Origin of the sequence: Pannonibacter sp., from assembly GCF_051860505.1 — a bacterium.
Lineage (GTDB): Bacteria > Pseudomonadota > Alphaproteobacteria > Rhizobiales > Stappiaceae > Pannonibacter.
Window position 1 is genome coordinate 188,085 of sequence record NZ_JBHYDX010000002.1, and the last position, 11,344, is coordinate 199,428.

Here is an 11,344-nt window from a genome sequence, read left to right on the forward strand (position 1 = left end):
GTTCCGCGCGCAGGCGATTTTTCAGGCCTCCGCCTTGGCACCTTGATCAAAGAACAGGGCTTGTCCGATCAGAGCTTTCACCATGTCCGGATTAAACGGCTTTGTGACAAGAAACGCCGGTTCAGGGCGCTCGCCGGTCAGAAGGCGTTCTGGGAAGGCGGTGATGAAAATGACCGGAACGGAGACATCCCCAAGGATCTCGTTGACGGCATCAATGCCGGAACTGCCATCGGCCAGCTGGATATCGGCCAGGATCATGCGCGGGCTGGTCTTGCGGAACAGCTCAACCGCCTCCTTGTGCGTGCGCGCAATCCCGCTGACCCTGTGACCCAGCGATTCCACCATCTGTTCGATGTCCATCGCGATCAGTGGTTCGTCCTCGATGATCATGATGTCGGTCGACACCTGACGGGAAATCTCCAGTCCCGCTTCGGTCACCATGGCATCGAGATCAGATGGCTCGACCGACAGGATCTCGGCTGCTTCGGCCCGGCTGAACTCTTCAACCGAGACAAGCAGGAAGGCGAACCGGTTCTTCGGCGGGATCGCCGCCAGATATTCGGCTGCCCGGCGTTCCCAGACATAGGGCGAGGCCGTCGGTTCGACCTTGATGAGCGTGGAACCAAACAGCGAGGCGAAGAGTTTATAGAGCGCGACCCGGTCGCTAGATGCCTCTGGCAGCAGGTCGACATCGGCAATGAGCGCCTCCAGCGTTGCGGCGACATAGGCGTCTCCAGACGTCTGCGACCCGGTGACGGCTCTGGCGTATCGGCGCAGATAACTCAGGTGAGGTGCAATGCGGGTGGAAAGCGACATTCGTTGGCTCCGTTTGCCTGTCCCTGGGCCTGTCGGCCTGAACTCCTGCTGCCCGTCATGGCGGGCGAATGAGCCTTCAACGAATGTCCGACAAAAAAGTTCCCTCCTTCGGGAACTTTTTTTTCGCTGCCGCGTTACGATTATCAGATGACCAGAACGGATGCATGAGACCCATGAGCAAACGCACCAGTCAGAACGGAACAGCGGCCCTGCAGGAAACGGCAACTGAAGCTGCCCAGCAGGTCACCGACCGTCTGCGCCAACTCTATGAATCGGTGCAGGCCGAAGGAATTCCGGACAAGTTTCTCGACCTTCTTGAGCGCCTTGACGAGGCCGAGCAACGGAGCCTCAAGAAATGAGCGCCTCGAAGGATTCAGACGCCGCGATTGCGCGGACCTTCAAACGGGAGATGCTCTCGTGTCTGCCCAGCCTGCGCGCCTTTGCCTATTCCCTCACGGGCAAGCCGGATCGTGCCGACGATCTGATGCAGGATGCAATCATGAAGGCCTGGGCGAAGCAGGACAGCTTCGAGCCCGGCACCAACATGAAGGCATGGCTTTTCACCATCCTGCGCAACGAATTCTACAGCCAGGCCCGCAAGCGCGGGCGCGAGATACAGGACAGCGACGGCCTCTTCACCGAGCGGCTGGCTGTTCACCCGGGTCAATATGGCAGTCTCGATATGCAGGATTTCCGCCAGGCGCTCGACCGTCTGCCGGACGACCAGCGTGAAGCCATCATTCTTGTCGGCGCCTCCGGGTTTTCCTATGAGGAAGCTGCAGAGATCTGCGGCTGTGCGCTCGGCACGATCAAGAGCCGCGTCAACCGGGCCCGCAACCGGCTGCAGGAGTTGCTCGATGTATCGGGCGAGCAGGATTACGGTCCGGATCCTGACACGGCCGCCATCACCAATCGGGCCTTCGCCGGTTAAGCCAGCCAGAAGCAAGACGGCCCCGTTCATTCGGGGCCGTTCTTTTTTTGCCGCCTTATGTGTGGCACCGGACCAGACCCTTCCCGATCCAAGCCTCCTCCTGTGTGCCTCACCTCAATCAGGTCGGCAGGCAGATGCTCTGCGGGTAAAACGGACAAGGCCTTGCCAACACGTGGCAAGGCCTTGGTCTGCAACGCAGGGCCGCAGTGGCAGGGGCATTTCCGGGCGCTTCAGAGCGACGCCGGGCTCCGCCCCTCCTCATCGGCCAGCGCTTCGCCGCCGAGCCGGGAGATGGCAAGATCCAGACGCGTCAGCACATCGGTCAAGCCATCGTCATCGATCATTCCGCTCTCGCTTGCCGCCCGCTGTTCGGCACGCGCATCATCGCGCAGCAGCGTGAGGCCCTTGATCCGCTCCTCCCGCGCCAGACCCGGCGCGGCGAGGATTTCGTTGATCCGATCGGCAATTGGCGTAACAGCCGCAGCAGAACCAAGATCGGGCATGGACTATGTCTCCTTCTGTTGTTCACGGCGCCTTAGTCGCGCTTGTTCGGCCAGAGCGCGAAACCAAGCCCTGCAGCGACCAGGGCCAGTGTCGCGATCGACCCTGTCCGACCAGAGGGCAGCAGGGCCAATGCGGTTGTGAGGGCCAGTGCCTGACGGGCCTGACGCGCCTGCCGGGCCTTGCGCGATCTTCGGCGCAGGGCCGCTCCGATCATCAGGACCAGACCGGCCGTCAGACCCAGGGCCAATGCTCCGAGCACAAGCGACAGCAGTGGATCGCCAGTCAGCCGGACCAGCTTCAGCACGGCGGCGGTCATGACCATCGCCCAGGCACTCAGTCCGAGGAGCACCGCAATGGCGGCGAGGATCATCTCCCGCCGCACATCCTTCAAACGTGCCCTCGCATCGGCGACCGACGCGAGGGCCATCGTGGCGAAGGGCCCCATGATCAGCGCCGGGCGAGCAGCGCGATCAGGACGCCGGCGCCGGCAGCGAGCGCCAGCGAGCGCAGCGGGTTCTGGCGCACATGGGCGCTGACCTGGCGTTCGAGTGTTGCCAGTTCGCCTTTGAGCTGAACCAACGCATCCTCGCTGGCGACCTTCAGATCATCGGCCTTGTCCGCGCCGTAGCCGGCGACAGCCTTACCGAGATCGGCGATGTCGGTACGGATACGGGCAATCTTGTCTTCGATCTCCTTGCTGCTGGCAGTCTTGGTGTCGTTTGCGGCAATTTGGGCGGCGGAAGGCATGAAACTCTCCTGTTTTGTCGTGGATTTGTCGCGGGTCGGACGCGCGGGTCCGACCCTGTCTCGATGTCTTGCGGGATCAGCGAATCAAGACGGCTTCCGGGTCGGCCCGGTAAGCTTCAGCGGTATAAGTCGGGCGATCCTTCAGACTTTCAGCGGTGAATGGCGTGTCGACCCGCAACTTGCCGTCGGCGAGGCGATAGATCGCCAGGTTGTCGGCAGCGAGGGCCACCGGCTTCGCCCCGATGCCAAGAACGCCACCAACATCAACGACATAGGCCTCGACGATGCCCTCTTCGGACATCAGCACGTCGCTGACACTGCCAAGCTTTGCCTCTGCGGCACCGTTGACCCAGGAGCCGAGAAGCTCGTCAGCGCTGATGGTGGTGCGGTCCACCAGCATCATGTCGCTGCCAGACACCGTACCTGTCGTTCCGCTGGAGGTCACTTCAACCGAGGTCTTCGCCTCTGGCTTTGCTTCACTCATCCCCATGGAATTCATCAGCTTTTCTGCCGCAGTCGGCCCCGTCAGAGCCGAACGGTCAAAGGCCGGCGCGGCATCCAGCTGGTCTTTGGTCAGCGGTACGATCAGCCAGCTGACGCCGCCCTGCTCGATCCAGCGGACCTGATCGAAGGACACGGCAACGTCTTTTTCGCCGATACCGAGCAGGCCGCCGACGCCGATGACCAGCGCCTCGGCCATGCCCTCACGGCTCAGCACCACATCATTGACGGTGCCGATCTTGTCGGAGGTCCTGCTGGCATCGGCATGCACTGCCTTGCCAATCAGGCCGGTCGCCAGAATCTGGCCCGCAGTTGCCTGACCATACGCAGCCGTCGTGCCACCGGCAGCGGGCGGAGTGAGTGTGAAGATCGGCGACCCTGTTGAACCGGCATCACTTCCCGAAGTCGTCGCGGTCTGCGCGTAAGCAGTACCTGTGAAAAGTGCAGCCGTCAGGGCTGTCGTCGCAAGAATTGCGCGAAGCATGAGCGTTCTCCATTTCAGTGTCGAACTCAACTTCAGATCAAAAGTTCGGGGGATTGCCAAATCTGATCTGTTGGACATCTGGAAAACGCCGCAATGAGAAATTGGTTCCCAAAAAATACAGGCCGTCGACGAAAGCACAATGATACGAGACACTCAACCTTCCAGCAGGGGAAAAGGACCTGGACCGACAGCGCGCCCGCGAATGCCCGGCTTTCGGCCAACTCGAGCATACGGGCGGCGTATCCTCTGCCGGACTACGCGATCCTTCGGGGAGGCCGCAGGATTGAGCCGTAAACTGGCATGGATGATCTGATCCGTTGAACTGACCCCATCCTGCGCGCGATCCGGATTGAGTGGCCTCGGTGCGGCCGTTGCCAACCGCACCGACGCCGTCAAGCTGGATCATGTCGCCGGTCGCAATCCGGTTACCTTGACAGTCGCGATCTCGCCCAGGGTGTCGGCGACAAAGCGGACCAGTGCAAGGTCGGGCTCCACACCGAGCCCTACCGCAAGCGCGCGCAGAGCTCCTGGAAGTTCCGACCGGATGAGGGCGCCTAACGCCTCGGCGTCATAGACAAGCCGCTCCACAACATATACGCCTGACAATCCAGCAGCCGCAGCAAGGGCAAGGCAATGTGCCTCATAGGTCGCGCCTGTGATGCAAGCTGCATGCAGGTCGGCATGGCAGGACAACCAGGACGGCAGGTCCTGAACGACAATGTCAGAGATCAACATCCGCATCCTGAGGGGGGTGCCAGCAGTTCCGCGCCGTAATCCAGCGCAAGCGCCGACACCAGCGGGCAATTGTTGGCCATGCGGGCGGCCGCAAGGCGATCTTCCTAGAAGGCAATCACTGTGCTGGCGATCTGCACAATATCGGCCCTGCCCAGCAACAGCAGTCGCCGAAACACTGGTGCGCGGGAGGGATCACAAAGCGCCTTGAAGAACGCCGTATCCAGAAGGGCATCACTCGCCTGCGCAGCGGAGCGATGGGACGGTTTGGTTTGATCACTCAAAAGAGCAAACAGGCGCACTCATGCCTACAAGACAAACAAGACCGCTTCTCGCGTGGTGTGCTGGCAGTTCAGCCACATTCAAAACTGCCCCCCCTCACCCGACACGGGTTGGAGAGCCCTGAAGCAGCGGGGCGGATCATCCGATCCTGCAGAGTTTACCGAGCCCCCTGCACCACGTGGAGGCCGGGCGCCGTCTATCAAACACTGTATTCCGCTTGGGAAAAATGCCAACAGAGCAGATCCGCAAGCAGCTGACACCAAACCGTCACACAAAAGAAGTGGAACATTTACCCCTTGTCTGCGATCTTTTGGAACAAATGCCACCGGATTCCCTGAATTTTGTTATGACCCGATCCAATGACTACGCGGCAGACTTTGTGGATGTCGCCATCAGCATGGAGCAGGCGCTGGACGAGGCGGGGATATTCGCCGCGCTCCATGCCGCTTGCGAGCAAATGCTGGGGCCGACACACCTGTCCGGCTATGTTGCAGCGCTGAACAGGCGCACGGTTCGACGGGCTTTTTCAACCGGCATGACAGACTTTCCGGTCGACGCGATCAGGGACTGGCTCGCCGGCGCGGACTGCCCGCCGCCTGCGCCCCCTGCCCGCCCCGAGGGGCGCGAGATGGTCTTTCACAGGTTGACCGGCAACAATCAGACAATCGGCGGCTTCGTCCTCGAAACTGCCGACCTCGAAGCGGGGGGGAAGACTGTCGTCAATCATCTGGCCAGGCTGACCAGTTGCAGCCTCTCGACACTCCAGCGCCGCAAGCTGTCGCAGCTCGTGCTGGAAGCGCTCGAGCAAAGTGAAGAGGCAATCTCCTTCTACGATGAGGAAGACGGCGTCGTTTTCAGCAACCCGGCCTATCACCGTGTCTTTCCCTATTACCCGGACCGCCAGGGCCTGCTTGGCGCCCGCCACCTCGAGCTCTACAAGCTCGACCTCGACGCCGGCGTGATCGACGATCCCCTGGCACGCACGGACCCTGAAGCCTATCTTGCGGAACGGGCCCGCCTCGCCGACCGGCTTGTCGACAGCCATCGGGAAATTCAGCCGCTCGGCGGCAGGGTCTATATTTACTCAAGGGTCAAGTCGAAGACCGGGGCGACCATGTCGCGCCGGATCGATGTGACAGAGCAGTGGCAGGCCACGGCCCAGTTGCGCGAGCGCGAACGTGAGCTGAAGGAGTTGGTCTTTCGCGATACCCTGACCGGCCTCCGCAACCGGGCCTTCCTGCGCGAGCACATCGCCGGGGTAACGGCAGCGATTGAAGCCGGCACTGTCGATGGCTTTGGTATCCTTCTGATCGACCTCAATGATTTCAAGGTCGTCAATGACGGGTACGGTCACGATGCGGGTGACCAGGTCTTGCGGGCCGTTGCGGAACGCATATCCCGGACAGTCGGGGATCAGAATGTCGTCGCGCGGCTTGGCGGGGACGAGTTTGTCGTCGTTCTGCAGAACCAGACAGCCCGCCCGGTGCTCAGTTCGCTGGCGCGCAAGCTGATTGCAACCATCGCCCAGCCGATCGAGACCAGCGCGCGGATCTTCCGGATGGGGGCGAGCATCGGGATTGCGATGTCACCTGGGACGGGCGGCGCAGGCGTCCCGGACAGTGGCACCCGCGATGTCCTGGTTGATGCAGATGTCGCCATGTATGCGACAAAGAGCCAGCGGCCGAAGACGAGTGACTATGCCTTTTTCCGTCCGGCCATGCTTGACGCGCTGACACAGCGGCGCAACATGGTCGAGGCGCTGCGAACGGCCGTAGCCGAGCAGACCTTTGAACTGCATTATCAACCGCGTTTCTCCACCCACACCCGCGAGTTGCTTGGCTTCGAGGCCTTGCTGCGCTGGCGAGACGACCAGGATCGTCCAGTGCCGCCGAGCCGGTTCATTCCGCTCCTGGAGGAAACCGGCCTGATTGAACAGGTTGGCGAATGGGTTCTGGCCACGGCCTGCAGACAGGCACAATCCTGGCCCTCGCACCTGTCGATTGCCGTCAATGTGTCGCCGCTTCAGGTGTGCAATCCGCGCTTTTCCATGAAAATCGTGGAGACCCTGGCGCACACCAACCTGTCGCCGCACCGCCTGGAACTGGAAATTACGGAATCGGTGTTCCTGGAAAACGAACAGATCGCGATCCAGCGTCTTACAGAATGGCGCAATCTCGGGGTTCGCGTCGCGCTGGACGACTTCGGCAAGGGCTATTCCTCGCTGGATTACCTCAGCTGGGTTCCCGTCGACATCATCAAGCTCGACCGGACGTTCATCGCCCGTTTCGATCCGGCCGCACCGGATGAACGGGTGAAAGCGATCCTCAGGAGCGTGGTCGATCTCGGCAAGGCGCTCGGCATGATCGTGATCGCAGAAGGCGTCGAGCGCGAGGACCAGATGGACCTGCTGAACAGCATCGGCTGTCCCCAAGTGCAGGGCTTCCTGCTCGGGCGCCCGATGCCACTCTCTGCCCTGCCCTTGCTGCTCAGCAAGACCGGTTGATTGCCGCAACAGCGCTAGAAAAACTGGCCGAGTGGCCCCGATGACTGATGCCGACCAATTGTCCGCCCGCCCCGCAGCTTGCCAGCCTAGCTGCTGATCTGCCATCCCAGTGCCTTGGCCCTGTGGCTCCACAGCCTTGCATAGAGCTTGCCCTGCGCCAGCAAGGTATCGTGCTGCCCGCACTCCGCCACCTGGCCCTGATCGAGCACGATGATCTGGTCCGCCGCCTGGATAGTCGCCAGCCGGTGCGCGACGACGATCAGCGTCCGCCCAGCCACCAGCCGTGCCAGGGCAGTCTGGATGGCCCGTTCGTTGGTCGGGTCGATGGCGGCGGTGGCCTCGTCCAAGAGGACGATCGGCGCATCCTTCAGGATGGAGCGGGCGATGGAGACGCGCTGGCGCTCCCCGCCGGAAAGGGCGGCTCCGCCCTCGCCGACCTCTGTGTCATAGCCGCACGGCAGCGCCATGATGAAATCATGCGCCTGCGCTGCCCGTGCTGCCGCCTCGATATCGGCCTGGCTCGCGTCTGGACGGCCGATGGCGATGTTGTCCCGTATGGTGCCGGCGAACAGGTATACGTCCTGAAACACGACCGTAACGAGGCTTGCGAGCTCTTCTTCGCCAAGATTTGCGACATTTGCCCCGCCGATCGTCACTTTGCCGGAGGTGACATCCCAGAAACGGGCAATCAGGCTCAGGATCGTGCTCTTGCCGGCGCCCGAGGGGCCGACGATGGCCGTCATCGTGCATTCGGGAACAGTAAAGCTCAGCCCGTTGAACACAGGCCCTGCGCCCGGATAGGCGAAACCGACATTGTCGAAGCGCAGTTCAAAGCCCCTTGCCGTTTCGGGTGCCTTGGGCTCCGGGAGAGGATCGGCTTTGAGCAGGCGATCCATCCGGGTCAGCGAGGCATCTGCCATCCGCACCACCTCCATCACCCCCAGCAGCGCCATCAGCGGCATGTACAGGGTCAAGATCAGCACAAGGACCGTGATCGCCACTGAAGGCAGCATAAGCGCCGCGCCGAGCTGTTCTCCGGTCAACCAGATCACGAGGGGTACACCCAGCATGACGATCATGCCGAACAGCGCCATCGGGGCTGTGAGCTGGACCACCATCTTGACCGAGATGTCGCGGAAATCATCGATGGCTTTGCGGAACTCTTCCTGTCCCTGGCGGATCCGGTTGAAGGCCCGGATCACGCCCATGCCCTGGACATATTCGATCATCCGCGCTCCGGCCTCTGCCTGCATGTCCTGTCGGCTAAGGCTGAGACGGGACAGGCGGCGCGAGGTGCCGAGGAACACCGGCAGCGCCACCACGATGGACAGGGCTGCGGCCAGTCCGACGCGCCAGTCCTGCACCAGAAGCACAATGAAAACGGCCAGCGGCAGGCCGAGAGCCTGGGCAATGCGTGGCAGGCCGTCGGCAAAGAAACTCTCCAGCATCTGCATGTCGCTCGTGAGAACGGTCACGGTGTCACCGCGATGGCGTGCCTGATGGAAGCCCAGCGGCAGCCGGCGCAGGTGATCCAGCATCCTCAACCGCAAATGGCCCGCCACCTCGTAGGACGCAAGCCAGCTGTCACGTGCCGACAGCCAGCCAAACAGCAACTGGCCCGCCAGTGACAGCGCCATCAGCCCGCTGACCATAAGGATCCAGTCGCCGGTCAGCGTCCGCCCGGCCTGAAGGCTGGTGATCACCCAGACCACGACGGCAAAGCTTGCCCCGAGCGTCATCGACTGGAGCAGCTTGAACAGGATGCCCCGAGCCACGCGGCGCTTCAGCGGACCGGCGAGGTCCCAGGCACGGACAAGGCTTTCAAGGTCGGAACGGGGACCAGTTGCACTCATTGTCCGGCCTCCATCAAATGCCTGCGCATGGGAATGGCCTGTGCGGCCGAATAGTCCGCCCAGAGCTGGGCGTAGAGGCCCCCGGCGGCAATGAGGTCGGCGTGACGGCCCTGTTCCGCCACGCGGCCCCGGTCCAGCACGACGATCCGGTCAGCGTTCATGATCGTCTGCAACCGATGCGCCACCACGATGAGGGTCCGTCCCTTGGCCAGTTCGCCAAGCGCTTCCTGGATGGCGGCCTCGCTGTCGGGATCGGCGAAGGCCGTGGCCTCGTCGAGCACGATCACCGGTGCGTCCTTCAGGATGGCCCGGGCGATGGCGATGCGCTGGCGTTCCCCACCGGACAGGGTTGCCCCGCCCTCGCCGAGCCTGGTGTCGTAGCCGTCCGGCAAGGCGGCGATGAAGTCATGCGCACGGGCCGCCTCTGCCGCAGCCTCGACCTCCGCCAAACTTGCGTCCGGCTTGCCAAAGCGGATGTTGCTGGCGATGGTGCCGGTGAACAGGAATGTCTGCTGAAACACGAAGGCCACCTGCTCCATGAGCTGATCAAGCCCGATGTCGCGCAGGTCCTGCCCGCCCAGCGTGATCCGGCCGCCGCGCGGATCATGCAGCCGCGGCACCAGGCCGGCCAGCGTGCTCTTGCCGGATCCAGATGGACCAACCAGCGCCGTCATCTCTCCGGCCCTCGCGGTAAAGCTGACGCCATGAACGACATCGTGGCTGACGTAGCCGAAGCTGACATCCTCAAACCGGATTTCGTGGCTGTCCAGATCAAGGCGACGGCCGCTGTCCGCTTGCCGGGGCGTGGCCAGCACGTCGTCGATCAGCGTCGAGGCCATCGAGATGTGAGCCATGTTGTGGAACAGGTTGAACAGCTTCAGCAGCGGTTGGCTGTAGTTTGCCCCGAGGATGACGAACAGGCACAAGGTGGTGAGATCGATCAGGCCCGCCCGCATCATCAGCAGCCCTGCCGGCAGGATAAGGGCGATGTTGGCAACCACCAGCGTGTGAAACGCCGAGCCGAGCGGCACGAAGCTGCGTCCCATCTCGGTCTCGATGGCGGTGTAGTCACGCACGGCCTTCGCACTTTCATCAAAGGCGGCGCCGGTGCGATTGAACACCTTGATCACCGGCATGCCGGCCAGATACTCGACGACCGCACTGTTCAACCGTTCCGAGCGGCGCTGATACTCCCCGATCTGCACGCTGGTGCGGGCCATGGCGAAGATGATCATGAAGAAGGACACCGGGGTCAGCACGATCGTCACCAGGGCCATGCGCCAGTCAACGGCGAACAGCCACACGGTGACAGCAGCCCAGGTGCCGACTGCCGAAACCCCTTCGGGCAGGCCGTGGGCAATGATCAGTTCCAAACGCTCGGGTTCATCGACCACGAGTTTCTTAGCACCTCCGGACCGGCGCCCCTGGAACCAGCCCATCGGCAGGCTTGCAAGATGCCGCGACAACACCAGCCGGAGGCTGTGGATGAGATTGAAAGCAACCAGATGCGACAAGCCGAGCGCCAGCCCCATCAGCAAACTGCCGAACACAACGGCCAGCAGCGTCAGCGCGGCAAGTCCGGCGAAGCTGCTTGCCTCACCCGTCCCCGCGACAAGACCGGAAACGGCCTGCCAGACCACCCAGACCGGAATGAGTTCAAGGCCGACTGCACAGGTTGCGATGAGCACTGCAAGAACCAGCCTGCCCCGCAGTCCGGTGCCGTGACGGGTCAGGAGCTTGATGCTGGAAAAGAGATCCGGCTTCGGATCGGGCTCGGATGCTGATGTTGCCGACGGACGTGTCAGGGACATGGATCAAATCCTGATACTCGAAATCAAGTCTGCGCTGGCGGGCTCGCCCGTCACTCACGCCAAGTTGTCTGGAAGCAAACAGAAACGCGCAGTCTGGCCTTGCGCGTGATACCGAGCCGGGACGTCCTGCTTCTGTTGCAACGCAGGCTGTCCCGGCAGGGTCAGCGGACTTGACAATCG

At 62.4% G+C, this 11,344-nt stretch carries 11 protein-coding genes; 3 read left to right on the forward strand and 8 right to left on the reverse strand.

Annotated elements, in window-relative coordinates:
- Positions 1-21: 21 nt before the first annotated feature.
- Positions 22-816, reverse strand: a complete 795-nt coding sequence (locus tag ACTIFE_RS02220) for a response regulator (RefSeq protein ID WP_439527531.1) — start codon at positions 814-816, stop codon at positions 22-24.
- A 173-nt stretch (positions 817-989) separates the two neighbouring features.
- Here ACTIFE_RS02220 and ACTIFE_RS02225 point away from each other — a divergent pair, with 173 nt between their 5' ends.
- The gene (locus ACTIFE_RS02225) at positions 990-1,175 is read left to right on the forward strand and encodes a NepR family anti-sigma factor (RefSeq protein ID WP_439527532.1); all 186 of its coding nucleotides are present in this window, start codon (positions 990-992) and stop codon (positions 1,173-1,175) included.
- Entirely contained in the window at positions 1,172-1,747 is a 576-nt protein-coding gene (locus tag ACTIFE_RS02230) for an RNA polymerase sigma factor (protein WP_439527533.1), read from the forward strand. Before ACTIFE_RS02225 ends, ACTIFE_RS02230 begins: the two co-directional genes overlap by 4 nt.
- Positions 1,748-1,977: 230 nt before the next feature.
- Here the strand turns inward: ACTIFE_RS02230 and ACTIFE_RS02235 are convergent, their stop codons facing one another.
- The 5 genes from ACTIFE_RS02235 to ACTIFE_RS02255 form a co-directional block, all read right to left on the reverse strand.
- Entirely contained in the window at positions 1,978-2,250 is a 273-nt protein-coding gene (locus tag ACTIFE_RS02235) for a hypothetical protein (protein WP_439527534.1), read from the reverse strand.
- 32 nt (positions 2,251-2,282) lie between these two features.
- A complete protein-coding gene (locus ACTIFE_RS02240) occupies positions 2,283-2,696 on the reverse strand; it encodes a hypothetical protein (RefSeq protein WP_439527535.1) in 414 nt (137 codons plus the stop codon).
- Positions 2,697-2,698: 2 nt separating this feature from the next.
- Positions 2,699-2,998 (reverse strand): DUF883 family protein, encoded by a 300-nt coding sequence (locus tag ACTIFE_RS02245; protein WP_439527536.1) that lies wholly within the window; start codon positions 2,996-2,998, stop codon positions 2,699-2,701.
- Positions 2,999-3,074: 76 nt separating this feature from the next.
- On the reverse strand, positions 3,075-4,136 hold the full coding sequence (locus tag ACTIFE_RS02250; RefSeq protein WP_439527537.1) for a PRC-barrel domain-containing protein: 1,062 nt from the start codon (positions 4,134-4,136) through the stop codon (positions 3,075-3,077).
- 249 nt (positions 4,137-4,385) lie between these two features.
- Positions 4,386-4,715 (reverse strand): hypothetical protein, encoded by a 330-nt coding sequence (locus tag ACTIFE_RS02255; protein ID WP_439527538.1) that lies wholly within the window; start codon positions 4,713-4,715, stop codon positions 4,386-4,388.
- A 628-nt stretch (positions 4,716-5,343) separates the two neighbouring features.
- On the opposite strand from ACTIFE_RS02255, the gene ACTIFE_RS02260 reads away from it, so the two are divergent.
- Positions 5,344-7,500 carry a putative bifunctional diguanylate cyclase/phosphodiesterase gene (locus ACTIFE_RS02260; RefSeq protein WP_439527539.1) on the forward strand — a complete coding sequence of 719 codons (2,157 nt, stop codon included), beginning with the start codon at positions 5,344-5,346 and terminating at the stop codon, positions 7,498-7,500.
- Between the two features lie 86 nt (positions 7,501-7,586).
- Here the strand turns inward: ACTIFE_RS02260 and ACTIFE_RS02265 are convergent, their stop codons facing one another.
- Positions 7,587-9,353: an ABC transporter ATP-binding protein gene (locus tag ACTIFE_RS02265; protein ID WP_439527540.1), complete on the reverse strand. Its 1,767-nt coding sequence runs from the start codon at positions 9,351-9,353 to the stop codon at positions 7,587-7,589.
- A complete protein-coding gene (locus ACTIFE_RS02270; RefSeq protein WP_439527541.1) occupies positions 9,350-11,164 on the reverse strand; it encodes an ABC transporter ATP-binding protein in 1,815 nt (604 codons plus the stop codon). Before ACTIFE_RS02270 ends, ACTIFE_RS02265 begins: the two co-directional genes overlap by 4 nt.
- Positions 11,165-11,344: the final 180 nt, after the last annotated feature.